The 23,394-nt window shown below is 45.4% G+C and carries 25 protein-coding genes and 1 tRNA gene; 9 read left to right on the forward strand and 17 right to left on the reverse strand.

The features are described 5' to 3' along the window. Positions 1-5: 5 nt before the first annotated feature. The 5 genes from AC1XUF_RS16875 to AC1XUF_RS16895 are packed head-to-tail and all read right to left on the reverse strand — an operon-like array spanning position 6 to position 5,215. Positions 6-1,388: a sensor histidine kinase gene (locus AC1XUF_RS16875; RefSeq protein WP_483342992.1), complete on the reverse strand. Its 1,383-nt coding sequence runs from the start codon at positions 1,386-1,388 to the stop codon at positions 6-8. A 3-nt stretch (positions 1,389-1,391) separates the two neighbouring features. Next, positions 1,392-2,069, reverse strand: coding sequence for a response regulator (locus tag AC1XUF_RS16880; RefSeq protein ID WP_483343115.1), 678 nt, complete (start codon positions 2,067-2,069; stop codon positions 1,392-1,394). After that, a complete protein-coding gene (locus AC1XUF_RS16885) occupies positions 2,066-2,599 on the reverse strand; it encodes a 5' nucleotidase, NT5C type (RefSeq protein WP_483342993.1) in 534 nt (177 codons plus the stop codon). Before AC1XUF_RS16885 ends, AC1XUF_RS16880 begins: the two co-directional genes overlap by 4 nt. Continuing rightward, entirely contained in the window at positions 2,599-3,885 is a 1,287-nt protein-coding gene (locus AC1XUF_RS16890) for a dihydrolipoamide acetyltransferase family protein (protein ID WP_483342994.1), read from the reverse strand. The genes AC1XUF_RS16885 and AC1XUF_RS16890 overlap by 1 nt, the downstream gene beginning before the upstream one ends. Positions 3,886-3,940: 55 nt before the next feature. Next, positions 3,941-5,215: a competence/damage-inducible protein A gene (locus AC1XUF_RS16895; RefSeq protein ID WP_483342995.1), complete on the reverse strand. Its 1,275-nt coding sequence runs from the start codon at positions 5,213-5,215 to the stop codon at positions 3,941-3,943. 104 nt (positions 5,216-5,319) lie between these two features. On the opposite strand from AC1XUF_RS16895, the gene AC1XUF_RS16900 reads away from it, so the two are divergent. Further along, entirely contained in the window at positions 5,320-6,045 is a 726-nt protein-coding gene (locus AC1XUF_RS16900) for a DUF4197 domain-containing protein (RefSeq protein ID WP_483342996.1), read from the forward strand. 58 nt (positions 6,046-6,103) lie between these two features. Beyond that, the gene (gene gldC, locus AC1XUF_RS16905) at positions 6,104-6,445 is read left to right on the forward strand and encodes a gliding motility protein GldC (protein ID WP_167272128.1); all 342 of its coding nucleotides are present in this window, start codon (positions 6,104-6,106) and stop codon (positions 6,443-6,445) included. Between the two features lie 56 nt (positions 6,446-6,501). Here gldC and AC1XUF_RS16910 read toward each other — a convergent pair whose 3' ends face one another. The 5 genes from AC1XUF_RS16910 to AC1XUF_RS16930 all read right to left on the reverse strand — a co-directional run bounded on the left by AC1XUF_RS16910 (position 6,502) and on the right by AC1XUF_RS16930 (position 11,466). Further along, complete coding sequence (locus tag AC1XUF_RS16910; RefSeq protein WP_483342997.1) at positions 6,502-6,858, reverse strand: MmcQ/YjbR family DNA-binding protein; 357 nt, start codon at positions 6,856-6,858, stop codon at positions 6,502-6,504. Continuing rightward, the gene (locus AC1XUF_RS16915) at positions 6,855-7,034 is read right to left on the reverse strand and encodes a DUF6728 family protein (protein WP_483342998.1); all 180 of its coding nucleotides are present in this window, start codon (positions 7,032-7,034) and stop codon (positions 6,855-6,857) included. The genes AC1XUF_RS16910 and AC1XUF_RS16915 overlap by 4 nt, the downstream gene beginning before the upstream one ends. Before the next feature lie 34 nt (positions 7,035-7,068). Further along, a complete protein-coding gene (ispG, locus tag AC1XUF_RS16920; protein WP_483342999.1) occupies positions 7,069-9,072 on the reverse strand; it encodes a (E)-4-hydroxy-3-methylbut-2-enyl-diphosphate synthase in 2,004 nt (667 codons plus the stop codon). 80 nt (positions 9,073-9,152) lie between these two features. Continuing rightward, positions 9,153-10,235 carry a GHMP family kinase ATP-binding protein gene (locus tag AC1XUF_RS16925; protein ID WP_483343000.1) on the reverse strand — a complete coding sequence of 361 codons (1,083 nt, stop codon included), beginning with the start codon at positions 10,233-10,235 and terminating at the stop codon, positions 9,153-9,155. Positions 10,236-10,239: 4 nt separating this feature from the next. Beyond that, positions 10,240-11,466, reverse strand: coding sequence for a sugar MFS transporter (locus AC1XUF_RS16930; RefSeq protein ID WP_483343001.1), 1,227 nt, complete (start codon positions 11,464-11,466; stop codon positions 10,240-10,242). Positions 11,467-11,916: 450 nt separating this feature from the next. On the opposite strand from AC1XUF_RS16930, the gene AC1XUF_RS16935 reads away from it, so the two are divergent. Next, the gene (locus tag AC1XUF_RS16935; protein WP_483343002.1) at positions 11,917-12,333 is read left to right on the forward strand and encodes a 6-pyruvoyl trahydropterin synthase family protein; all 417 of its coding nucleotides are present in this window, start codon (positions 11,917-11,919) and stop codon (positions 12,331-12,333) included. Further along, positions 12,293-12,982, forward strand: a complete 690-nt coding sequence (gene folE / locus AC1XUF_RS16940) for a GTP cyclohydrolase I FolE (protein WP_483343003.1) — start codon at positions 12,293-12,295, stop codon at positions 12,980-12,982. The genes AC1XUF_RS16935 and folE overlap by 41 nt, the downstream gene beginning before the upstream one ends. A gap of 136 nt (positions 12,983-13,118) precedes the next feature. On the opposite strand, the gene AC1XUF_RS16945 is transcribed toward folE, so the two are convergent. Both AC1XUF_RS16945 and AC1XUF_RS16950 read right to left on the reverse strand, forming a co-directional pair. Then, on the reverse strand, positions 13,119-14,039 hold the full coding sequence (locus tag AC1XUF_RS16945; RefSeq protein WP_483343004.1) for a sugar phosphate isomerase/epimerase family protein: 921 nt from the start codon (positions 14,037-14,039) through the stop codon (positions 13,119-13,121). A gap of 24 nt (positions 14,040-14,063) precedes the next feature. Further along, positions 14,064-15,077: a cation diffusion facilitator family transporter gene (locus tag AC1XUF_RS16950; RefSeq protein ID WP_483343005.1), complete on the reverse strand. Its 1,014-nt coding sequence runs from the start codon at positions 15,075-15,077 to the stop codon at positions 14,064-14,066. 38 nt (positions 15,078-15,115) lie between these two features. On the opposite strand from AC1XUF_RS16950, the gene AC1XUF_RS16955 reads away from it, so the two are divergent. Both AC1XUF_RS16955 and AC1XUF_RS16960 read left to right on the forward strand, forming a co-directional pair. After that, positions 15,116-15,670, forward strand: coding sequence for an NUDIX domain-containing protein (locus AC1XUF_RS16955; protein WP_483343006.1), 555 nt, complete (start codon positions 15,116-15,118; stop codon positions 15,668-15,670). A gap of 1 nt (position 15,671) precedes the next feature. After that, the gene (locus AC1XUF_RS16960) at positions 15,672-16,286 is read left to right on the forward strand and encodes a LysE family translocator (protein ID WP_483343007.1); all 615 of its coding nucleotides are present in this window, start codon (positions 15,672-15,674) and stop codon (positions 16,284-16,286) included. Between the two features lie 2 nt (positions 16,287-16,288). Here AC1XUF_RS16960 and AC1XUF_RS16965 read toward each other — a convergent pair whose 3' ends face one another. Together AC1XUF_RS16965 and surE are read right to left on the reverse strand one after the other, a co-directional pair. After that, a complete protein-coding gene (locus AC1XUF_RS16965) occupies positions 16,289-17,854 on the reverse strand; it encodes a GH3 family acyl-acid amido synthetase (RefSeq protein ID WP_483343008.1) in 1,566 nt (521 codons plus the stop codon). Positions 17,855-17,869: 15 nt separating this feature from the next. After that, on the reverse strand, positions 17,870-18,637 hold the full coding sequence (gene surE, locus AC1XUF_RS16970; RefSeq protein WP_483343009.1) for a 5'/3'-nucleotidase SurE: 768 nt from the start codon (positions 18,635-18,637) through the stop codon (positions 17,870-17,872). A 116-nt stretch (positions 18,638-18,753) separates the two neighbouring features. On the opposite strand from surE, the gene AC1XUF_RS16975 reads away from it, so the two are divergent. Next, positions 18,754-19,251, forward strand: coding sequence for a GNAT family N-acetyltransferase (locus AC1XUF_RS16975; RefSeq protein ID WP_483343010.1), 498 nt, complete (start codon positions 18,754-18,756; stop codon positions 19,249-19,251). Here the strand turns inward: AC1XUF_RS16975 and trhO are convergent, their stop codons facing one another. Then, a complete protein-coding gene (gene trhO / locus AC1XUF_RS16980) occupies positions 19,252-20,238 on the reverse strand; it encodes an oxygen-dependent tRNA uridine(34) hydroxylase TrhO (protein ID WP_483343011.1) in 987 nt (328 codons plus the stop codon). A gap of 188 nt (positions 20,239-20,426) precedes the next feature. Here trhO and AC1XUF_RS16985 point away from each other — a divergent pair, with 188 nt between their 5' ends. Beyond that, positions 20,427-21,041 carry a deoxynucleoside kinase gene (locus AC1XUF_RS16985; protein WP_483343012.1) on the forward strand — a complete coding sequence of 205 codons (615 nt, stop codon included), beginning with the start codon at positions 20,427-20,429 and terminating at the stop codon, positions 21,039-21,041. Between the two features lie 4 nt (positions 21,042-21,045). Here the strand turns inward: AC1XUF_RS16985 and AC1XUF_RS16990 are convergent, their stop codons facing one another. Further along, entirely contained in the window at positions 21,046-21,528 is a 483-nt protein-coding gene (locus AC1XUF_RS16990; protein ID WP_483343013.1) for a hypothetical protein, read from the reverse strand. A 160-nt stretch (positions 21,529-21,688) separates the two neighbouring features. Further along, positions 21,689-21,770, reverse strand: a tRNA-Leu gene (locus AC1XUF_RS16995). 158 nt (positions 21,771-21,928) lie between these two features. Here AC1XUF_RS16995 and AC1XUF_RS17000 point away from each other — a divergent pair. After that, positions 21,929-23,332 (forward strand): Gfo/Idh/MocA family protein, encoded by a 1,404-nt coding sequence (locus AC1XUF_RS17000; protein ID WP_483343014.1) that lies wholly within the window; start codon positions 21,929-21,931, stop codon positions 23,330-23,332. Positions 23,333-23,394: the final 62 nt, after the last annotated feature.

The raw sequence follows: 23,394 nt of genomic DNA on the forward strand, positions 1-23,394 counted from the left end.
TTTCCTTAGAGCCTCGAAAATGTTATCCTGAAAATGGTACCCTTGGGTCGGTTGGAGTGAATAGAGACGGATCCGCTGTGCAGCTTGACGATCCTTTCGACCAGAGAGAGGCCAATGCCGTAACCTTTCACATTGGCTGTATTGTCGCTTCTGAAAAAGGGTTGAAATACCAGATTTTGATCTTCTTTTGGTATCCCCTTGCCATTATCTGAGAATGCGAGGCTAAGCTGGCCGCGGGTCGGATGGAGGCTGATATTCACTACCTGATCGTCCGAGAACTTACAGGCATTGTCCATCAGGTTAAGAAATGCTGTTTTTAGCAGGGTGGAGTTCCCTGTCAGTTCGAGCCAGGTATCGTCTTCGGGCAATTCATCGAAATTCAGAATGATGTTATAAGAAGGATTTGCCTGGCTCAGGTTGAGGCGACAGTCCAGAAGTAACTCGTCGACCCGAATGGTTTCGGTCAGCAGGTCGCGCTGATCTTCGCTTACCTTAGCGAGTTCCAGTAATGTATTGGACAATTGGGCGAGTTCTAGGATATCCTCCAGCACGGAATGTATTGTTAGCTGGTACTCCGCGGCGTTTCGTTCTTTCAGCATACTTACTTCCAGCTGTGAACGAATCTTGGTCAATGGATTCTTAAGTTCGTGAGACACATTGGCCACAAAGATTTTTTGCATTTGAAATGCGGTTTCGATGCGGTCCAGCAACTTGTTAAAAGTCGTGGTAAGCCTGCCAATTTCGTCTTTTTGATTGGGTACTTCCAAACGCGTGTCCAGTTTCTGAGGCAATATACCCTCCACCTCGTTCATTACCTTTGAGATTGGTCTTAGCGCCCGTTTGGAGAATATCCATCCTACCATGGTGACTATGATCGTCACGATGAAAAAGAGGACAGTTAGTAAGGTGCTAAGATTGGACAGGTTGGCCTGACCATACAAATCCTTGGCCCCCAGCATGACCACAGCGCGGTTAAATGGATATTTGTAGTAAAGCCCTACCACCTTATAATCACCATCTTCATAGCGTATTTGCCCCGATTTACGGATCTCGTCTAGCCAATAATTGGATACGTGCAAGGACTTAACTTGGGGAGTTGTGGTATTGCTGTAAATCAGCCGGTTCTTTTCGTCGAAAATGAACGTCTTTTCGTCGTAAATAAGATCACGGTTCGTCTCATCAAGTGCTTTAAGTACATCGGAGTTGATCAATGGGACCTGTACTTTCAGGAGCAGTTCAGCCTGTGATTTGGCCTTGGACCTTAACCGGTCGTAGAAATCCTCGGTGACGTTGGAGTAGGAGAAGAAATAGATGGCAAGAAAAGTAATCAAAAGAATACCGCTTACCAACAAGGAAAACTGAACCGTAAGCCGGGTGCGGATCTGCATATCTTATTCTACTTTAAGCACATAGCCCATTCCAAACAATGTGTGAATCAATTTGACAGGATAATCCTTATCTATTTTTTTTCGGAGATAATTTACATAAACTTCAATCACATTGGTACCCGTGTCAAAGCCTATGTCCCAAACCTGCTCGGCAATCTCAACCTTTGAAATCACCCTGCCCTGATTACGGATCAGGTATACCAGCAAATTGAATTCACGGGCTGTAAGATTGATCTTGTTGCCCGACCTGTGCACGGTTTTTGCGTCCAGGGAGACTTCCAGATCGGCGAAACGCAGGACCTGTGCGGTATGGGAAACCGTAGCGCCCCTTTTGGTTAATGCACGCACTCTTGCCAGCAATTCCTTGAATTCGAACGGTTTGACCAGGTAATCGTCTGCTCCGGCGTCCAGTCCGGTAACTTTATCGTCGGTCGTGCCCAATGCGGTCAGCATCAGGATCGGCGTTTCATCACCCCATTTCCTGATTTCCCTGCAAAGCTCAATACCATTGATCCCGGGTATGATGATATCGCTGATGATTAACTGATAAGTATTGTTTTTTGCCAGTTGACGGCCAATCAGGCCATCATAAGCGATATCAACCTCATAGCCATTTTCCTCCAATCCCTGTTTGATGGATTGCAATGTTTTGGGCTCGTCTTCGATCAGCAGGAGTTTCATTTGATTGGTAAAAATAGGTCTGATACTTCTTTCCAATCGGACACCCGTTTAAAAGTATTGTCTTTTAGATTGTGCGGTGCCGTAAATAATACGCCCTTACCTTTGAAAGCCACGAGGTTCCTTACATGATCATCGATCAGATAATCCGAGTTGAGAATACTTTTATAACCACAAAAAACAATATTGGTCCACGGAATAAAAGGAAAGTGCCTCTTGAGCCAATTGAATTTGTCGTTAAAAGAAGTAGGAAATTCCATACAAGCAGTCGCCACAAACAATTCATAGAATTTCGATAGCCTGTAAACCGTTTCCTCTGCGCCTTCCTTCACCTGGACATCAGCAAAAAAGCCCGGGGTATCTATGATCTTGTTGATTTTCGCGAGTTGCTTAGGATGCAGCAATTCCCGGAGTGCCTTGGAACGAAGCTCTTTTTCTGTCAGCGTGGTGTCAAATTCATTCAGGACGATATCGATCAGCTTCTCATGTGTGTTCGCCAGGACATCGTCCATGTCCAAAGTCAGTCTCAGCATCAAATAATGGTTCTGTGAACGTCGAAATTTTCAAGATAATCGTTAACTCTTTTCAGGAACATACCGCCCAGTGAGCCGTCCACAACACGATGATCATAAGAGTGTGAAATGAACATCATACTTCTGATTCCCAGCAGGTCGCCTTGCGGTGTTTCGATCACAGCCGGCTTCTTTTTAATGGCGCCGAATGCCATAATAGCTACCTGAGGCTGAACGATAATAGGTGTACCCATCAGGTTGGCAAAAGCGCCGATATTTGAAACGGTATAAGTGCCACCGGAGACATCATCTGCTTTCAACTTGTTTTCCCTCGCTTTTCGCGCGAGCTCGTTAACCTTCCGCGCAAGGCCGGGCAAATCGTACTGGTCGGCACGATGGATAACAGGCACGATCAGGTTGCCGTCGGGCAGCGCAACCGCCATTCCGATATTGATATCTTTCTTTTTAATGATCTTGTCACCTTCTACCGAAATATTGATCAGGGGATAATCTTTGATTGCTTTAACTACCGCTTCGATCAATATCGGCGTGAATGTAATGCTGTCACCGCTTTTCTTTCTGTATTCGTTTTTGACATGCTCGCGCCAGTTTACGACCGGTGTCATATCGGTTTCGATGAAAGAAGTAACGTGCGCGGAAATTTTCCTGGATTCGATCATTCGTTGCGCAATCATTTTGCGCATACGGTCCATTTCAATGATTTCGCTGGATCCGTTCAGGGAGACAGCTACTGGCAATGGAGCAACCGAGACCTTGGTTTTACGGTGGTCAAGAAAAGCAAAGATATCGTTTTTGGTTACCCTGTTATCGGCGCCGGTCCCTTGAATCCTGGCGAGATCATCCGCATTGATATTTTCCTGCCTTGCGATGCTTAGCACCAGCGGAGAATAAAAGTTACTATGTCCGTTTTGTTCAGAAACGGGTTCCGCTTTTTTTGTGAGTACATGCAGGTAATCTTTTTCGAGAAAATCGGCGGTTGCCATCACCTCCAGTACGTCTTCCTGCGGCTCTGCGACTAAGACCGGGCTATCCGGATAATCCTCGTCGGCAACTTCGATATGTGCCACTGCACTACCTATTGCAACGACATCATTCTCCCTGACCAGCCATTCTGCAATCTTTCCACGATAGGGGCAAGGCACCTCGGTATCTACTTTGTCGGTAGCCACCTCCAATACAGAATCATCGATTGACACCTGCTCGCCAGCCTTTTTCAGCAGATGGAGCACCGTACATTCCATAATACTTTCGCCCATTGGAGGCATTACCATTTCTACTATTTTCATATCAATGTTTTTCGTCGGTAACGCCAGTATATGGTTACCTGAATTAGCGGACTATTCAGCTCTTAACGGCCAACTTGCTGTTAAGGATGGTTTTTCTCAAAAGATTAAGGGCGTATGAAGAGGTCATTTCAATGTTGATCTTTCGGTTGTTCCTTAACGTGAGCAGTTGTGTGTAAGTTTCGTCGGGTGTCGCACAGGCAATCCACACGGTACCTACCGGCTTTTCTGCGGTACCGCCGTCTGGACCTGCTATACCGGTTGTTGAAATCGCAAAAGTGGTGTTAAGCAATTTTCTTGCCCCCTCGGCCATTTCCCGTGCGGTTTGTTCGCTTACTGCACCAAATGTTTCCAAAGTCTCTTCTGACACACCCAAGACTTTCATTTTGACGGCATTACTGTAACTGACGATCGAGCCTTCGAAATAGCGCGATGAGCCAGGAACGCTGGTGATCTGATTGGACACAAAGCCACCGGTGCAGCTTTCGGCGGTGCCGACGGTTGCCTGGCTATTGATCAGTAACGATCCGATCACTGTTTCGAGTTCATCGTCATCGTAGCCAAAAACGTGCTCAGATATATAGGGCAGAAGAGAGGCGATCTGCTCTGCCAATTGCTCCTGGAGAAGGGCCTGATCTGTTCCCGTCCCTGTCAGGCGCAGCTTGACCTGCCCAAAATGAGGGAGATAAGCCAATTTAATGTGATCCGGCAAAGCATCCTCCCAAGGGGCAATCTTCTCCGCGAGGAAGGATTCACCGATGCCAATGGTGCGTACGGACTTATGCTGAATGATCTGGGTTGAAAAGCGCTCTTTCAGCCGGGGAAGGATCTCAAACTCCATCAGGCTCTTCATTTCGTAAGGAACACCCGGCAGGGAAATATAAATGACATTGTCCTTTTCAAACCACATTCCAGGGGCTGTTCCCAAAAGATTTGGGATGTAGGTACAGTTTTTTGGCAATGCAGCTTGTTGGATATTCAGCTCCGTCATGGCACGGCCTCGTTTGGCAAAGAAAGCAGTAATCAGTGTAAGCGCTTCCTGGTTGATTTCCAGCTCGGTACCAAAGTATTCGCAAAAGGTATGTTTCGTAATATCGTCCCTGGTGGGGCCCAGACCACCCGTTACGATGATCACATCGACTCGCTGACTGGCTTCTTTAAAAGCATTGAGGATATCCTGTTTATTGTCCCCGACAGAGGTTTTGCGTACCGGACGAATACCGATGTCAGTAAGTTGAGTGCCAATCCATTGGGTATTCGTGTCTGTAATCTGACCAAACAAAATCTCGTCACCGATGGTTAATACTTCTGCCCTTGGGGAGGAAATGTTCATCTGAAAATGGGTTAATTGGGACGGTTATTTTCCCAAAAATAAGTAAAATTAATCGTTATTGAGTACGTTTGAAGCTTAGTGAAATAATATCAAACTCATTTGTAATGAAACTGAAAATCTTAGTTATAATCATATTTTGGGCCTTTTGCAGTACCGTATCAAAGGCTCAGTTCAATTTGGGAAAAGTATTGGACAAGGTGGGCGGCAACGATACAGGATTAGGCGAAGGCGAGATCGTCCAGGGGCTGAAAGAAGCATTGAATGTCGGAATAAGCAACGGATCGGCAGAAGCTTCCAAGATTGACGGGTTTTTTAAAAATGAACTCATCAAAATCGCAGTGCCGCCCGAAGCACAGAAGGTGGCGGAAACCTTGCGCAAAATGGGACTGGGTGCGGAAGTGGATAAATTCACTTTGTCGCTAAACCGGGCTGCCGAGGATGCAGCGAAGAAATCGAAACCAATTTTTGTGAAAGCAATTACCTCCATGACAGTGCCTGATGCCCTGAGCATTTTGAAAGGCCAGGACGATGCGGCGACGCAGTATCTCAGGAAAACAACCAATGATGATCTTTTTAAAACCTTTTTCCCCGTTGTGGACAGTACCTTGAACCTGAACAAGGCCACCGAGTATTATGCCGACATTGTAAAGAAGTACAATGAGCTTCCGCTTGTAAAAAAAGTAAACCCCAACCTGAAAGAGTATGCAACTCAGAAAACCATTGACGGTTTGTATGTGCTGATCGCCCAAGAGGAGAAAAAAATCCGTGAGGACCCGGTTGCGAGGGTAAGCGACCTGCTTAAGAAAGTGTTCAGCAAGGCAGGTAAATGACGTCGGGAGGCCGCAGTGTGCTTCAAATGCTTACTTTTGTGAAAATTTATAACCTTCTATGAAAAAATCAGAAATACATTTCACCGTTGAACTGGACGACAAAAATATACCGGAAAAAATCTTTTGGGAAGCAACAGATAACCCGAACGAAGGCATTAACGACACCCGGGCAATAGCGATCGCAGTTTGGGACCACTACCACAGGGGTACTTTGAAGATCGATCTTTGGACAAAAGATATGGAGGTTTTTGAAATGAAGCGCTTTTATATCGAATTAATGAGCGGCATCGCGGACACATTGCTTACGGCTACCAACGACCGTAGCATGGCGGATCTGATTGAGGGCGTTTGCGAAACTTTAAGCAAACGTCTGGATGAAGAAATGAAGGCTGCGAAGTAGCATTGGTCAATTAGAACGGAGTCAAAGGGCTGCTGATATGCGCCTTGACTCCTTGTTCAGGAGAGCAGTAACACTTCCCGTTCCTTCTTAGGCAGGGTGGCTACTACCAGGTCGTATGAGTCTTTTACCCAATCAAAAAGTGTTTCACTCGGAATGCTTCCGGTAACATACACAGTATTCCAATGCTTCTTGTTCATGTGATATCCGGGCTTTACGTCCGGATATTTTTCTCTCAATTCTTCTGCTTTTTCCGGGTCACATTTGGCATTGAACTGATGGGTTACCGAGTCCATAGGTGTCAGCAAAAATACCTTGCCTTTTACCTTGAATACGAGTGTATCCGGTCCGAACGGTAATTCTTCGGTTACACCAGGCAATTTCAGGCAATAATCGCGTAATGTTTCGAGATTCATCTTGTTAACGCTCTGACGATCATGATGATGACACAAATCAAAAACATGACGATCGAGATACGATTGATCCCGTGCATCATGCGCAGGTTAAATGAATCGGGTGCATTGGGATCTTTTTTCTTAAAAACCCGGACGAAGTAATAAAACACGTCACCCAATTGAAAGTATTTTTTCATTGTATATTTTTGAATAGCACCTCTTAATCTTGACTCAAACCAATATCTCGCGCTCGCTGGGTTCGATCCACCTGCCGTCTTCACGGATCAGATCAATGAGTTCTTCTACCGCTTTTGCCGCAGTTACCGACCTTTTGATCACTTCCTGTCCACGGTATAAAGCAATTTTATCTTTCCCCATACCCACATATCCGTAATCCGCGTCGGCCATTTCGCCCGGGCCGTTTACTATGCAGCCCATAATACCAATTTTCACGCCTTTTAAATGCTCCGTATGCTTCCGGATCATGGCCGTTGTTTCCTGAAGGTCAAATAATGTCCGTCCGCAGGAAGGGCAGGAGATATATTCGGTTTTGGACATTCTGGTCCGGGCGGCCTGCAAAATGCCAAACGCAATTGAGTTGTACGTGGCAGCCTGTCTTAGCCTGTCAGCAATTAAAACGTGGTCTGAAAATAACGGCGATAATAAGGTGCCATCTCCAAAACCATCTACGAGTAAGCCACCTATATCAGTGGCCGAAAACAAGGTAAGTTTGTCGCCCAGATCAGTTGGGTACGACCTTTGGATGATTACAGGTAACTTGATTTTTAATTCGGTGAGTTTGTAAAAGAACCTTCGAAGTTCGGGCATTGCGTGGGCATTGCCTGAATGCAAAACCAGCACCACGTTGCTTTGGTCGCGATTGCTTTCAAGAAAACTTTCGTCAAATGCATGTATATCACCTCGAATGAAGTTCAACTGGTCGGAAGAATCTATGGCTTCATTCCAGGCTAATACCGACCATAAAGGGTATTTGTTGCTTCGATCCGGATGAACTTGCCATTGCTCATGATCCAGGATTTCTTTCAAACCATTTGGGAGCATAAAAGGGGCGGGATTTTTACCGGTATAGATAAAATCTGCTCCCTGGTCGTTCATTGCCCATTTATCGGGTACCGGCAAAAAGAAATGCCCAATGCTTTTCAAATCATCAAGTCCCTGAATCGGAATATTGGAATAGTCGGCAATAATCCTGGGAACATTCATGTGGCCAATGTTATACACATCATGCGTATCCCGGCGTATATATTGGAACGGGTTGATCGGGCATTGATCGACGGGCTCAATGAAATCGTGAGGAGTACGGGTTGTGTAGCGTTCAATCAGCGCCCGGGCCACGGGTGCCTCTTTTTCAGGCGCCTCGGTCAGCGAAACCCGTACGGTATCGCCTAATCCGTCTTCCAGCAAGGTGCCAATTCCCACAGCGGATTTGATACGGCCGTCTTCTGCCTCACCAGCTTCTGTAACTCCGAGGTGCAGCGGGTAGGGTTTCAAACCTTCCTGGCCGAGCCGTTGAACGAGCAACCTATAAGCCTCTACCATTACCTGTGTATTGCTGGATTTCATAGACAGCGCGATGTTGAAGTAATTGAACTCCTCGCAAATCCGTAGAAATTCCAGCGCCGACTCAACCATTCCTAACGGGGTATCGCCATATCTGCTCAGGATCCGGTCGGACAGCGAACCATGGTTTGTCCCGATCCGCATGGCTGTGCCGTATTCCTTACAAATTCTGACAAGAGGAATAAATTTTTCCCTGATCCTTTCCAGTTCAGCAGCATAAGAGGCGTCGGTATAATCGATTACTTCAAATCGCTTGCGGTCGGCATAGTTACCCGGGTTGATCCGGACCTTCTCAACAATCCTGGCGGCGAGTTCTGCAGCATTTGGTGTAAAGTGAATGTCCGCAATCAGCGGAACATAGATACCCAGCTTGCGCAAGCCATTTCTGATATTTTCAAGATTCTGGGCCTCTTTGACACTCGGTGCAGTAATACGGACATATTCGCAGCCCGATTCCACCATTCGTACCACTTCGTCGATCGAGCCCTGGGTATCCATCGTATCGACCGTTGTCATCGATTGCACACGGATCGGGTAGGCGGAGCCCATCGGGACGCCCCCGATGTTAATGGTAATGGTTTCGCGTCTTTGATAGGCTGTCAGCGACGGGCAGTAAAGATTGGTTTTTTGTTCTGAAGCTGTGATCACTGTCATGAAATTGCAGTTACTACAATGTATGTCACAAAGGTCTTAAAACAAAAACACAATCGGAATTACAATCGTGCATTTAATAGCTAACCTTCCACACGCGTTCCCGAATCAACATGGATGATGTAACTTTTTCCACCCTGTTTCTCTATGGCCTCGGCAACTTCTTCCGCGCGCGTCGGCGCATATACAAACATGCATCCTCCTCCTCCGGAGCCATTGATTTTTCCTCCCAAAGCACCGGCATCCAGTGCTGCATTCATCATCCTTTCGATCTTGGGCGTCGAAGTCCGCTTGTGATCACGCAGGTTTTTATAATGTTGATAGAGCAACTCGCCGAAGGCTTCGTCAAATAATTCATTGACGGGACTGTATGTATTTTCAGTTAGCAGCTCCTTCCCTTGCAGCAAAATATCCCGGTCTTCCACATTAGCCCGCAAAAGGCTCAATTCATCTTCGGTAAGCTGCTTTTTATAATCTTCGGTTTTTTCAAATGGGGTTGTAAAAATGGAAAAATCTGGATCGTAGGCGGTCACTTTGCGGATAACTTCCTCCATTCCATACCGACAGCGCGCGAGTATACCCAGCGTATCTTTAGGTTCCAATGAATCGCCCAGCACAAATGTTCCCAGTTGGGGTGTAAGTGCTTCCACATAGATCTCAGGTGTTGATTCCAGATAAATCACATGGCCTATAGCAGTAGAATAATGGTCCATCATCCCGCCGGGCTCACCAAATTCGAGCACTTCTGCCGCATTGGCGATCTCACCCAATTCCTTTTGAGAAAAATTTACAGGATTATCACTCATCTTATCCAAAAAGTGAGCCCAGGAAACGATCAGGGCTGACGAGCTCGACGTGCCCGAGTTGATCGGGATATTTCCATGAATAACACACTCAAAACCTCTCGAAAAGGATAGACCCTTTCTTTTCAGGATATTAATGGTACTGCGGAAATAATCACGTTGGATCACATAAGGAAATGTATCCCTGAGCGAAAATTCCTCACGTAAACCTAAATCGGGAAGATGCAGGATAATTTTATCGTCATGCCGGTAATCGCCTTCAATGCTGATCCTTCGGGAAATCGCCGCGGCGATAACCGGTAATCCTAGATAATCCTGATGTTCGCCAAACAAACAAATACGGCCGGGAGTTGAAATCCTCATGAAACTACCAGCTTTTCTTTTTGTGGCCCAGAAGACCGAAGTAGAGGATAAATACGTATAATGGAATCATGATCCAGTATGCTTTTTGGGTGCTGCCAATGGCATCGGCTATGCCACCGTAAAGCAATGGAACGATCGCTCCCCCGGAAATACCCATTACCAGAAGAGCTGAACCTATTTTGGTGAATTTACCCAACCCGCTCAGCGCCAGAGGCCAGAGGGCGGGCCAGATCACGGCGTTTGCAAAACCCAAAACTGCTATGCAAACGACTGAAGTAAAGCCGGTTGTGAAAAGGGCAACAAGCGTAACCACCAAACCGAGTACAGCGCAGAATTTGAGGTAAGCTTGCTGGGAAACGTACTTTGGAATCAGTGAAGCGCCAAGTACGTAGCCGAACATCATTCCATATAAGGTGTAAGTACCAAATAGCCGGGCTTCCTCATCCGGAAACCCCAGAGAAAAGCCATAGTTGATAATGGTGTCACCGGCAATCACCTCAACTCCGACATAGCAGAATATCGCAATAACACCCAGAATCAGGTTGGGGAATTGGAATATGCTGGTTTTTGTAACAGTCACCAGGGCTGCGGCTGAGGGCGTTTCTTCTTCCTCCTCGCTTACTTCAACGAGTCCTTTTGATAAACGGATCAGCAATGCCATACCGACCAGGACAGCCGTCAGAATGATGTAGGGAAATACTACTTTGTCCAATTCGGCTTTGGGATCGCCGGTGGCAGACGCGCCCGCCAATAACAATTTACCGAAAATCAACTGGCTGATCACACCCGCTGTTTTATTGGCAATGCCCATAAAACTGATCCGCTGCGCCGCGCTTTCGCGTGGACCGAGAATGGTTGCGTAGGGATTTGAAGCAGTCTGAAGGACGGTTAACCCAATGCCTATAGTAAATAGGCCAACCAGAAATAACGGATAGGAAGCCATTTCAGCTGCCGGGATGAAGATTAACGTGCCGGCTGCCATGACCAGGAGCGCCAGCGACATGCCATTTTTAAAACCTGTCTTCTTCAGTACTAAGGAAGAAGGAACGGCCATCAATGTATAGGAGATAAAGAAAGCGAAGGTGACCAGGTAAGAACTGGTATTATCCAGGCTGAAAGCTTTTTTGAAAAAACTGATTAAAGTTCCGTTGACCCAGGTGACGAAACCCATGATAAAGAAAATGACGCCTATGATTAAGAGGGGGACCAGGTAGTTGTTCTTTTTGCTCATTTAAGTTTTAATTTATTGGGTGTTCAGGGTTAGTATGGTTGGACAAACGGTTAATGTATATACTGAGTTTTCGTGTTTCAGGCCCAAAATGAAAGAAATATTTCAAATTTTTGGAAAAATAACGAACAGAATGTGTTTGATAGGGGTTAAGTGGAATATTCGGCTATTTGTTTGAATTAACCAAATAATCTTTCGCATTTCAGTCCAGGCCCGCAATTTACACTCAATAACCATTTTTTTAATTTTTTTATTAATTAAAAAATCAGCTGGGCTGGACGAATGCATCCAGGTAATTTTAAAATCGATTGAACAAATTCACGGATTAAGGCGTTAACCCATTGCAAGTGACTCCTATGAGCATTTTCACTCAGGCTCGAAGGCCTTAAATGTGTTGGACACATACTTTGTAACGACATTTGAGGCAGTTTTAAATTTAAGAAGATTAAAATAATGGTGCAAAAGGTGGCGGTGTTCCGAAAGGAGCATTTTAATGCGGCTCATCGTCTTCATAATCCGCAATGGCCGGACGAGAGGAACGAACTGGTATTTGGTAAATGCAACAATCCCAATTTTCACGGCCACAATTATGAGCTGATCGTGCAGGTAACCGGGGAGGTGAATCCGCAAACCGGCTATGTGGTAGATATGAAGATACTCAGCTCCATCCTGAAAGAATCCGTTATCGACCGTTTTGATCATAAAAATCTGAACCTCGACGTAGAAGAATTTAGTAACCTAAATCCCTCAGCTGAAAATATAGCGATCGTTATTTATTCAATATTAAGACCAAAAATTGATTCAGGCCTTGCTCTGAAAGTGAGATTATATGAAACAGAACGGAACTTTGTCGAATATCCAGCCGACTGAATTTTTAGATATTGAGGAGATTGGAGACGATCACGTATACTCATCCATTGAAACGCCGATGCGTAAGGATGCTTTTGCCTTAGAGGATGAGGTCAAAATCGAGTTGATCGAAAAACATTTTCGCCATATCATGGAGATCATGGGCCTCGACTTGACGGACGACAGTCTGAAAGGTACTCCTAAAAGGGTCGCGAAAATGTATATCAAAGAAGTTTTCAGCGGGCTGGACCCCAAGAACAAACCTGCGGTTACGCTTTTTGAGAATAAATACAAGTACGACCAGATGCTGGTTGAGAAAGATATTTCCGTTTTTTCCAATTGTGAGCACCATTTTGTGCCAATCTACGGGAAAGCGCACGTTGCGTATATTTCGAGCGGCAAAGTGATCGGACTATCCAAGTTGAACCGTATCGTTGAATATTTTTCCAAACGCCCGCAGGTACAGGAGCGGCTTACAGTCCAGATTGCCAATGAATTAAAACTCGCGTTGCAGACTGACGATGTAGCCGTCGTGATCGATGCACAGCATATGTGCGTTCAGTCGCGCGGAATTCGCGACTCCGGTAGCTCAACCGTCACTGCTTTTTATGGCGGTAAGTTTGAGGAAGAAGCGGTGAAGAAGGAATTTCTGAGTTATTTGGGGATGTAATGTACCCCGGTCCCTGGGATGGGGCTTTTTCTATTGCTGTACTGGAACAGCCTGAATCTAAAAAGGGCATTTTGCTGATCGCAAAATGCCCTTTTTTAGTTAAATAAAATGTGTCCGCTCTGGGAGGATGAGAAGGTTAAACTGTCGGTCCAACTCTTTCAAGTAACGCTTTCGTCGCCTTGATACCATCATATTCGGAGAGCTTGCCTCCTTCGTATTCGATACCGGCGATACCTCTAAATCCGCTTTCTTTTACGATTTTCAGGATTTTGGTATAGTCCGTTTCAATGCAATTGCCCTTTTCGTCAAAATCGTAGGTTTTTGCGCTCACACCTTTTGCAAAAGGCATCAGTTCCTTGGTTCCCTGGTACCTGTCATACGATTCCGCGCAGCCGCCGTCTTTTCTGGTAATACAGAAATTTCCAAAATCAGGCAGGGTACCAACATTTTTAAGGTTAACCTGCTTCATCACGCCGGATAACCACTGACCATTTGAAGACGAACCGCCGTGGTTTTCAACAATCACATTGATGCCTGTTTTGGACGCAAATTCGCCAAGCTTACCAAGACCTTCCACAGCCGCTTTTGCGATTTCTTCATTGGTTCCTTTCCCGAATGCATTGACCCGGATGGTTTTGCATCCCAGGTATTTGGCTGCTTCTACCCATTTGTAGTGATTTTCAACCGCTTTGTTACGAACAGCTGCATCCAGCTCACCCAAACCGCCTTCGCCGTCGATCATGATCAGGTTGTTGGTGACACCGTTGTCTTTGGATCTTTTAAGCAAATCGGCGAGGTAGGTTTTGTCTTCCGCCTTGTCCTTGAAAAACTGGTTGACGTATTCTACAATGGAAATACCAAATTCTTTCTTGGCCAACTCCGGGAAATCCAGGTTGGTTAGCTTTTTCGCAAAAAGGGCTTTGTGAAGTGACCACTCTGCGAGCGAAATATCGAACCAGAGCTTCTTGGCTGGATCAGCGAACAGGTCAGTGAAAGTGGTTGCAGCCAGTGCAGTGGCCCCCGCTTTTTTAAGGAAATCGCGACGTGAAACGTACATTTTGGTTAGAATTTAGATTTATGTTTATTCCTGAATATTAATCTGAGCATCGGTATAAAGCTTTTCGTTTTTAACGAGCTTTGCCGCATCCCATTCAATGTCCTGTACAAAAGCATGCTTCCGGACAGGGCATGTATCGATCCTGCAAAAGTAGCAACATTGATAAAGGCAGGGATCTGCGTGAACGAAAACCTCTGTTTCGCCAACGTGACTGCTCTTGAGCACATTTTCAAAGTGATGAATTGTTTCATGTACTCTTTGAAGTTCCCAATAATAGGGAAGGGTCAAATGACAGTCAATGTGCAGATCTGATCCGTATTGCTGTGCCCTGAGATTATGCACATCAATCCAGTCTGCCTTTTTGTTTTCACGAAGTGTTTTAACCACCTTGTCAAGCAAAGCGTCGTCAACTGCGTCCATCAGCCCTGCCACTGATCTGCTCGTAAGCTGGAACCCATTGTAGGCGAGAAAAATCCCAAACAGCAGTGACGCGGCACTGTCGATCCACAAGTAGCCGGTCAGCATGATCAATCCAACGCTCAGTATCAGTACCACGCTGCTGATACTGTCTGTCATTAAATGTCGTCCGTCGGCGACTAAGGCCAGGGAGTTTGCTTTTTTTCCTTCAACGATCAATTTATAGCCTATGACTGTGTTGACCAAAATCGTAAAAAGAATGAACCCTGAGCCCTTAGCCAGGTTTTGTATTGGCGCCGGATCCAGCAGTTTCTGTACTGCCTCGTAAGTGATGAAAATAGAGGCAATGATGATTAAAGTGCCCTCCACACCGGCAGAAAAGAATTCGATTTTTCCATGGCCGTATGGATGGTTACGGTCTTTGGGTTGAGAAGACAGATAAATACTGTAAAATGCGAAACCACTTGCGATCACATTGATGATCGATTCGAGCGCATCGCTCAAAATTGCATTGGAAGAAGTGATGTAATACGCAAAAAACTTCAGGGCCGTCAACAAAATGCTTGCTATAAAAGAAAGCAGGATAAGTCTTTGTTTGAGCTTATTTTGGTTTATTTGCATCTTAGGTTTGAACTACGGAGGCTAAAATTACTAAGAAAATGCGGGTTATGTCCACTGAAAATAATTGGAAGACACTTTCTTCGGAAACCGTTTATGAAAATGCTTGGCTGGAACTCAGTCACCGTGACGTGATTAACCCCTCCGGCAACAAAGGAATTTACGGGCTGGTTAAATTTAAAAATCAGGCGATCGGTGTGATTCCCCTGGACGAGGAAGGGAATATTTACCTGGTGGGACAGTACCGCTATGCTATTGAAGAGTATTCCTGGGAGATTCCGGAAGGTGGAGGTTTGCTGGGTACCGATGTACTGGAAGCGGCCCAAAGAGAGTTAAAGGAGGAGACCGGGCTGGTGGCCGGAAAATGGACGCGATTGGCAAGGATCCATACATCCAACTCGGCCACGAACGAAGAAGGTTTTCTTTATATTGCCGAAGAACTCACCCAGTTGGATGCCGAACCTGAAGAGACAGAAGATTTACAGGTAAGAAAGGTTTCTCTGGCAGATGCGGTAGAGATGGTTATGAAATCCGAGATAACCGATTCTCTTTCTGTGTGTGCCATTTTGATGACCGCCCGGCTGAAAGGTATCTGATATGCTTCAATCTCTGTTTTACGGATTGCTCACCGGAATTGCGTTGTGTCTCACCTTCGGTACCGTTTTCTTTTCACTGGTCCAGAATAGCGTGGACAACGGCTATCAGACCGGTATCAAAATTGCCTTTGGTGTCTTTGTGTGCGACATTATATTCGTATTCTTCGCCATTTTTGGAACGGCACTACTTCCCGAGATCCCCGATTTTAAAAAATGGATGGCGGGGGCGGGCGTCATTTTCCTGATCGTTCTTGGACTCAATAATCTGATCCGCGGGCAGCCTGCTATCGCCTATCCCAAAACCAGCCTGGGAAATCTGGTCTATTACTTTACTACCGGGTTTTTGCTGAATGGCCTCAATCCGATCAATTTTATCAGTTGGGTGACCATTGCCTCTTATATTCGAACCAACCTGCATTACAATTTTAATCAGGTCCTGCTTTTCTTCGCTGCCAGTGTTGTTGCCGTTTTTCTGGTAGAATGTGCGATGGCCGTGTTTGCGCACAGGCTAAAGAGGTTATTCACATCGAAGGTAGTGGCACTTTTCAACAAAGTGACAGGCGTAGTCTTTATTCTCATCGCCTGTCAGATTGCCTACATTAACTTTGTTCAGTGACGTTATTTTTTGATGTAGCCATTTGTTTGAAGAAATTCCTTCCATTCATCGATCAGGAAATTTTTAAAAACGCGTGGGAATTTGTTCTGACCGCCCAGTTTTCCTTTTGACTTCATCCAGGCGTAGAATGCCTCGTTGGGCAGGATAGTGACAAATACTTCTTGCAACGCATGACGGCGTTCAACCGCGTAGTCGTCATTCAGCTGCGATAATTTGGCGTCCAGTTTCTTTTTGAGAAGCTCACTGTCGACATTTTGCTCTTCGACACCAATGTACCAATGGTGAGCGAACATGGTTCCGTGTTCAACACCGGAAACTGTAAATTCTTTCACAGTAAGGCCCATTTCGTCCGAAACCAGATCGATGGCCTTGTTCATATTATCCACGGAAAGGTGTTCACCACAAAGGCTGAGGTAATGTTTGGTACGACCTGTTATGACGATCTCACCCCTCGATTTGTCTACAAACTTGACAGTATCCCCGATAAGGTATCTCCAGGCCCCTGCGCAAGTGGACAGCAGCAGCGCATATTCTTTGCCTTCCTCAACCTGATCAATCATCAGTGTCTCCGGTTTTGCGTGCATGGAGCCGTCCGAATCGAAGTTATTTTCATTAAAGGGAATAAATTCAAAAAACAGTCCGTTGTCGCAGACAAGCTCCATTCCCTGAGCGCCCGGCCTGGTTTGGTAAGCAATAAAGCCTTCGGAAGCCAGATAGGTATTGATATAAATCAGCGGCCTGCCCAGTAACTTCTCGAAACCCTTACGATAAGGTTCGAAAGACACCCCTCCATGTGCGAAAACCTGCAGGTTTGGCCAGATATCGTGAATAGTCTTCACGTTGTAATATGCAATGATCTTTTCCATCAAAAGCTGGATCCATGCGGGAACACCAACGATGAACCCGATATCCCACTCGCTGGCTATTTTTGTAATTTCTTCGAGTTTTAGTCCCCAGTCCTGCTGAGCGGCAATTTTCTGACCAGGCTTGTAGTAAGGCCGAAACCAATACGGGATCTGAGCGATCTGGATCCCGCTCAGGTCACCTTCCAAATGTTTATTCTGGTCTTTGAGATTGGTGCTGCCGCTAAGCATTAAGAAACCTTTTTCATAAAGGTCATTGGGAAGGTCCTTGTAATGTCCGAGAGAAAGAATTTGCCGGATGCTGGTCTTTTGTATGGCCCGGGACATGGCTTTTGTTACCGGAATATGTTTGGACGCAGCCTCGGAAGTTCCTGAACTCAATGCATAATATTTGATCTGACCCGGCCAGCACACATCTTTTTCTCCCTCGAGCGATTTATGCCACCATTCATTAAAAATCTTATTGTAATCGTAAACGGGTACTGATAGCTTGTACTGCTCATAAAAAGCACCCTTTTCACCGAAAAGAATCGAAGAGAGCAATTCGTCGAAATTGTACTTCTCTCCAAACTCGGTATATCTGGCTTTGGCCAGGAGCTTGGCCAAAGTTTTTTTCTGTTGCAGATGAAGGCTCGCCTTGCGACGGTTAGCAACAATGTTACTGAAATGTATACCTTTCTTTAATAAACTACCTACTAATGCCATAGTTGATTTTTAAAATTACAAATCCCAGGTTGATAGCTTTTTTAACGCTTCATACGCTGTCAGATCATATTGACATGGCACCACTGAGATATAGTTATGCTCGAGTGCCCAGACATCGGTATCTTCTTTTTCTGTATCAAAGTTGACAAATTCACCCGCCATCCAAAAATAGCCTCTTCCGTTTGGATCAATGCGGTAATCAAACTTTTCCTGCCATTTCGCATGAGCCTGCCTGCAAGCCTTCACGCCCCTGATAGGGAAGTCTGTTTTAGCAGGAATATTCACATTCAATGCGATACCATTCGGGATGCCGTTTTTTAAAGCGGCCTCGGTGATCGACCTGACGAACGGGACTGCATGACTAAAGTCGGCATCTTCATTAAAGTCGCAAAGTGAAAAACCGATAGCAGGCAGTCCTTCGATCGCTGCCTCGATCGCCGCCGACATTGTACCGGAGTAGAGAACGTTGATGGAATTGTTACTTCCGTGATTGATTCCACTTACAACTAAATCTGGCCGACGGTCGAGCAAAACGTAGTGTTTGGCGATTTTTACACAATCTGCCGGTGTCCCGGAGCATTCGTATTCTACTATGTTTTCAAAAATATGTGTTGAGTAGAGTCTTAAAGGTTCACCAATTGTAATGGCATGTCCCATTCCCGACTGCGGGCTGTTTGGGGCCACTACAACGACTTCGCCGAGCATTTGCATCGTTTCAACCAGTGCCCGGATTCCTTTGGATGTTATTCCGTCGTCATTAGTAACTAAAATGAGGGGTTTCATAAAATTCTACTTATCAGCGCCAAAGCGATAACGCGTTCTTGGTGCCTGGCAAGTAATCATGGTTTTTAAGTTGATAAAATATTTATTTGCAGTTTTGAGAGCCAAATTTACGCAATATGCCTGCATTCGCAATAAAGAACGCGACCGTTGAGGACATCCCCGATATCATCGCGATCCAGGAGAAAACCTGGGAACCTACTTATGGTGACATTCTTAGCAAAGCGCAAATCGACTACATGTTCGAAAAAATATATTCTTATGAATCTTTGAAAGAACAGATCATCGATGGGCAGCATTTTTTGATACTGCTGAATAATGGCCTTCCCGAGGGTTTTGCTTCTGTCTCAGAAGAAGAGTCCGAAAAATTCAAGTTACATAAAATCTACTTGCTTCCTTCAAGTCAGGGCTCCGGTGCGGGTAAGTATCTTTTGAGTGAAGCTGAAAATTACGTCCGGTCGATGGGCGGAAAAATGCTATCACTCAATGTAAACAGATATAACAAGGCAAAAAAATTCTACGAGCGCATGGGCTACTTGGTGGTGGCCGAAAAAGACATTCCGTTTGGCCCGTACTGGATGAATGATTATATACTCGAAAAAAGACTGGGGCAGTAATTACAGAGTCTCAGCTTTTTGCGCAAGTTTCATCTTTTTGATGTTTTTCTTTTGGCTTTTTAGTCCCTGCAAAGGATGGTAGTGATTGCTCTGGCTTACGTAGTAGCCGGTTCCATCGTAAATCCTTTTTCCTGGGTGGGCCTTGCATTCAGGTGAACAAGCTCCTTCCATTTCTTCACCGCACTGGTGACAAACTGGCACGTGGTTATTGCATTCCGCATTGGCGCAGTTGATCATGCGGTCGCAAGGCTCGTTGCAGATGTAGCAACGGGAGATAATGGTGGGATTTATGGTATTGACATCCACTGTAATGCGATTGTCAAATACGTAACATTTTCCGTCAAAATTTTCTCCGCCTTCTTCCAGACCATAACGGATGATGCCTCCATGCAGCTGGTACACATCTTTGAAGCCCTGGTCTAGCAGATAAGCACTTGCTTTTTCGCATTTGATGCCGCCTGTGCAATAGGTGACGATTTTTTTATCTTTTAAATGCTCGATTTCATGTACATGTTCAGGAAGTTCGCGCAGGTTGTGCATGTCAAAAGTGATCGCGCCTTTGAATTTCCCTACTTCATGCTCGTAATCCGACCTCATGTCAACCAGAACTACATCAGGATCATGAATGAGCTTTTTGAATTCAGAAGGTTCCAGGTGTTTTCCAGTGCGGACCAGGGGATCAACACCCAGATCAGAGTTTACGATTTCATCTTTAACCCTGACATGTAGCTTTTGAAAAGCAATTTTGTCGTGCTCTTCTACCTTAAACTGAACGTTCCGGAACCTTTCGTCGGAGCGAATATAGTTCATGTATGCTTCGCAATCCTCTGGAGTGCCTGAAACGGTTCCGTTCAGACCTTCGGGGGCAATGATAATCCTGCCCAGCAAGTTGTTTTCTACGCAAAAAAGATGATGTTCATCCCGATATGCTTCTGTATCGGCGATCGGAGAATAATAATAATATAAGATAACCCTGAAAGGTTTCATTGTAATGGATTTTATAGATTCAATGGAGAAAAACAATTTTGCGTCGCAGTTCTTACCTCCAAATCAGCCGCAAATATACGAATAACCCGAGTTTATAGAAAATCGAAAAATGCTGTTTTGGGCCGTTGTGGCTCCTGTGAAAATCCATATTTTTGCCACCGATCATTCGCTTACTAAACTTTACACGCATGCACATCGCTATCATCGGTAATATCGGCGCCGGAAAAACGACATTAACCCAGATGTTGGGTGAATATTACAAGTGGGACGTGATGTATGAGGCTGTAGAAGGAAACCCTTACCTGGCGGATTTTTATCAGGATATGGACAGGTGGGCGTTCAACCTCCAGATCTACTTTCTGAACAGCCGCTTTGCCCAGGTACAAAAAATCAGGGCTACTACGTATGCCACGATCATTCAGGACCGGACCATTTATGAGGATGCATTCATCTTTGCAAGGAATCTGCACGAGTCGGGCGTCATGACCGACAGGGACTATCAGACCTACCTGCTTTTATTCGAATCGATTATCCGGACTGTATCTCAACCGGACCTGCTTATTTATTTAAAAGCGGATATTCCCAAGCTGGTATCTCAGATTAAAAAGCGTGGCAGGGATTTCGAATCGGCTATTTCATTGGATTACCTGTCGAGCCTCAATAACTATTACGAAGATTTTGTAAAAAATTATGACCACGGAAAGATATTGGAAATCGACGTAAATCAGATGGATTTCGCAGCGAATCCAGAGGATTTCCAGGCGATTGTAAAGCTTTTGAATAAAGAGCTGTTCTACGTTTAGTTTATTAAAAGAGGCAGGCGAGGGCTTTGTTCAGCATTGCGCTCTTTCTTGTGTCAAGGCTAAATACCTTATGGTCTTCGGGCAGGAAGATTTCGATCTTGGAAGTACCCCTCATTTTGTCAAGCTCTTTCGGTGTCAGCGGGGCGGAAAGTATAAAACAACTTTGCCACCGAGTCCTGTCCGAGGTGGTGGTGAAAAGGGAAAAATTGCCATACTCTGAAGTAAATTTGATTTCGGTGAACATCTGGACATGGAATACCAGGTCGATCTCTTCATTATGATAGCTGAAAAGCCTTTCGTCACCTGAACTGGAAAGCGTGAGGTATTCGTGTTTACCTGTTAGAGGAATGTTTTGATAATGAACAGGTTGCTGAGTTGCCTCGCTCTTTCTTTCCTTGCATTGACCAAAAGAGGCAGTCTTGGCACAAATTAACAAGAAGACAAGCAAACAAAGCCTGCCAGCTTTATTGAAGGAAAATTGTTTCAAGTTAGTGCTAGAGAAATACGTTGAACATATCGATAAATAAAGATATTAAACAAATCAAAAAAAACGCATAAATGGTCGGGAAATAGGAATCTGTAAGGTGGCGGCTGAAATAACGGCACAAAAAAAACTGCGTCGGGATTCCCAAACGCAGTTTGCAATGTGACCAGGAGGAGAGTCGAACTCCCATACCCGAAGGCACTACCCCCTCAAAGTAGCGTGTCTACCAATTTCACCACCTGGCCGAGGATCAGGATGCAAAAGTAATATTTATCTGTTTTGTCGCAAGAGGCTTCTGAATGTTTTTTAACAAATAGGATTTATTGCGGAAAAATGCACCCGGATTGGCTGAATTATTAGTATTTTCATAGTTTAAAGCAAATCATAATATACTTCTGTTCCTATGCCTCAACAATCCCAGAAAAACAGACGGGACTTTATCAAAAAATTATCTGGCGGTGCGATGCTTGCCGCAAGTCCTGTGCACGAACTGCTCGCCGGAAACTCGGCTAAGTCCTATTCCCATGAAATCCCCTGGCTGAACCAGAAGATAGCGGCCAATGACCAGATTCAGATCGCCTGCATCGGAACCGGTATCATGGGTATGGGAGATACCCGGACAGCATTAATGGTGCCTGGGGTGAAACTGATGGCCGTCGCCGATGTATACGACGGTCACCTGGTACGCGCCAAAGAATTGTTTGGAAAAGATATTCAAACTACGCGGGATTATTCCGAAATATTAAGCCGTAAAGACATTGACGCCATTATCCTGGCTACACCCGACCATTTGCATTCCCAGATCGGCATTGAGGCATTAAAAGCGGGTAAGAACGTGTATTGCGAGAAGCCGATGGTGCATAAGATCGAGCAGGGATATGACATGATCAAAGCCCAGAACGACTCCAAAAAGGTTTTTCAGGTGGGTAGTCAGCGTGTCAGCTCGATTGTTTACACCAAAGTAAAAGAGCTTTACAAGGCGGGCGCAATCGGTGAGCTGAATTTCGTGGAGGTTTATTACGACCGGCATTCCGCGCAGGGCGCATGGCAATATTCCATTCCACCCGACGCGTCGACGCAAACCGTAGATTGGAACCGTTTCCTGAGCAATAAAGCACCCAAAAGAGAATACGACCCGCTTCGTTTTTTTCGCTGGAGAAACTACCAGGATTACGGAACCGGAGTGGCGGGTGATCTTTTCGTCCATTTGTTTTCCGGAATGCACTACATTCTTGACAGCAAAGGTCCTACGCGTATAATGACCAGCGGTGGACTTCGCTATTGGAAAGACGGACGTGATGTTCCCGACGTCATGGTCGGAATTTACGATTACCCTAAGACTGCGTCCCATCCTGCTTTCAACCTGACTTTAAGGGTGAATTTTGCGGACGGATCGGGTGGGGGATCCGGGTTCAGGTTTGTCGGTACCGATGGACAGATTACCCTGCAAGGTAACACCGTAACCGTGAAGAAGAAGAAAATGGCTAAGGCGCCTGGTTATACCATTGATACATTTCCAAAAGAGTTGCAGGATAAATTTCTTGCTGAGTACCAGGCGAAGTATCCTTCTATTCCGGAAATGTCCGAGCCGGAAACGGAAGAATATAAAGCGCCCAACGGATACGACGATCGCCTCGACCATTTTGCATTGTTTTTCGACGCCATGCGCGGAAAGAGAACGATTGTAGAAGATGCGGTTTTTGGTTTACGGGCAGCAGGACCCGCTTTGCTTTCAAACAAAAGTTATTTTGAAAACACGGTCGTGAACTGGAATCCTGAGGAGATGAAAATTGTCAAGGCTGTATAAAATTGAGAAGGCCAGCGGCTCGGCAGACAGCCTAAGGACGGATTTCAATCCGTCGACGATAG

This window comes from Dyadobacter sp. HNCC25DJ185 (assembly GCF_056895195.1).

Excerpts from the sequence above, each read along its gene's own strand:
- folE (WP_483343003.1), top strand. The coding sequence starts at position 12,293 with ATGAAACAGAACGGAACTTTGTCGAATATCCAGCCGACTGAATTTTTA.
- AC1XUF_RS16890 (WP_483342994.1), bottom strand. The coding sequence starts at position 3,885 with ATGAAAATAGTAGAAATGGTAATGCCTCCAATGGGCGAAAGTATTATG.
- gldC (WP_167272128.1), top strand. The coding sequence starts at position 6,104 with ATGAAAAAATCAGAAATACATTTCACCGTTGAACTGGACGACAAAAAT.
- AC1XUF_RS16935 (WP_483343002.1), top strand. The coding sequence starts at position 11,917 with ATGGTGCAAAAGGTGGCGGTGTTCCGAAAGGAGCATTTTAATGCGGCT.
- AC1XUF_RS16880 (WP_483343115.1), bottom strand. The coding sequence starts at position 2,069 with ATGAAACTCCTGCTGATCGAAGACGAGCCCAAAACATTGCAATCCATC.
- AC1XUF_RS16885 (WP_483342993.1), bottom strand. The coding sequence starts at position 2,599 with ATGCTGAGACTGACTTTGGACATGGACGATGTCCTGGCGAACACACAT.
- AC1XUF_RS16900 (WP_483342996.1), top strand. The coding sequence starts at position 5,320 with ATGAAACTGAAAATCTTAGTTATAATCATATTTTGGGCCTTTTGCAGT.
- AC1XUF_RS16910 (WP_483342997.1), bottom strand. The coding sequence starts at position 6,858 with ATGAATCTCGAAACATTACGCGATTATTGCCTGAAATTGCCTGGTGTA.
- AC1XUF_RS16915 (WP_483342998.1), bottom strand. The coding sequence starts at position 7,034 with ATGAAAAAATACTTTCAATTGGGTGACGTGTTTTATTACTTCGTCCGG.
- trhO (WP_483343011.1), bottom strand. The coding sequence starts at position 20,238 with ATGAAACCTTTCAGGGTTATCTTATATTATTATTATTCTCCGATCGCC.
- surE (WP_483343009.1), bottom strand. The coding sequence starts at position 18,637 with ATGAAACCCCTCATTTTAGTTACTAATGACGACGGAATAACATCCAAA.
- AC1XUF_RS16945 (WP_483343004.1), bottom strand. The coding sequence starts at position 14,039 with ATGTACGTTTCACGTCGCGATTTCCTTAAAAAAGCGGGGGCCACTGCA.
- ispG (WP_483342999.1), bottom strand. The coding sequence starts at position 9,072 with ATGACAGTGATCACAGCTTCAGAACAAAAAACCAATCTTTACTGCCCG.
- AC1XUF_RS16960 (WP_483343007.1), top strand. The coding sequence starts at position 15,672 with ATGCTTCAATCTCTGTTTTACGGATTGCTCACCGGAATTGCGTTGTGT.
- AC1XUF_RS16950 (WP_483343005.1), bottom strand. The coding sequence starts at position 15,077 with ATGCAAATAAACCAAAATAAGCTCAAACAAAGACTTATCCTGCTTTCT.
- AC1XUF_RS17000 (WP_483343014.1), top strand. The coding sequence starts at position 21,929 with ATGCCTCAACAATCCCAGAAAAACAGACGGGACTTTATCAAAAAATTA.
- AC1XUF_RS16930 (WP_483343001.1), bottom strand. The coding sequence starts at position 11,466 with ATGAGCAAAAAGAACAACTACCTGGTCCCCCTCTTAATCATAGGCGTC.
- AC1XUF_RS16955 (WP_483343006.1), top strand. The coding sequence starts at position 15,116 with ATGCGGGTTATGTCCACTGAAAATAATTGGAAGACACTTTCTTCGGAA.
- AC1XUF_RS16925 (WP_483343000.1), bottom strand. The coding sequence starts at position 10,235 with ATGAGGATTTCAACTCCCGGCCGTATTTGTTTGTTTGGCGAACATCAG.
- AC1XUF_RS16985 (WP_483343012.1), top strand. The coding sequence starts at position 20,427 with ATGCACATCGCTATCATCGGTAATATCGGCGCCGGAAAAACGACATTA.
- AC1XUF_RS16965 (WP_483343008.1), bottom strand. The coding sequence starts at position 17,854 with ATGGCATTAGTAGGTAGTTTATTAAAGAAAGGTATACATTTCAGTAAC.
- AC1XUF_RS16975 (WP_483343010.1), top strand. The coding sequence starts at position 18,754 with ATGCCTGCATTCGCAATAAAGAACGCGACCGTTGAGGACATCCCCGAT.
- AC1XUF_RS16875 (WP_483342992.1), bottom strand. The coding sequence starts at position 1,388 with ATGCAGATCCGCACCCGGCTTACGGTTCAGTTTTCCTTGTTGGTAAGC.
- AC1XUF_RS16895 (WP_483342995.1), bottom strand. The coding sequence starts at position 5,215 with ATGAACATTTCCTCCCCAAGGGCAGAAGTATTAACCATCGGTGACGAG.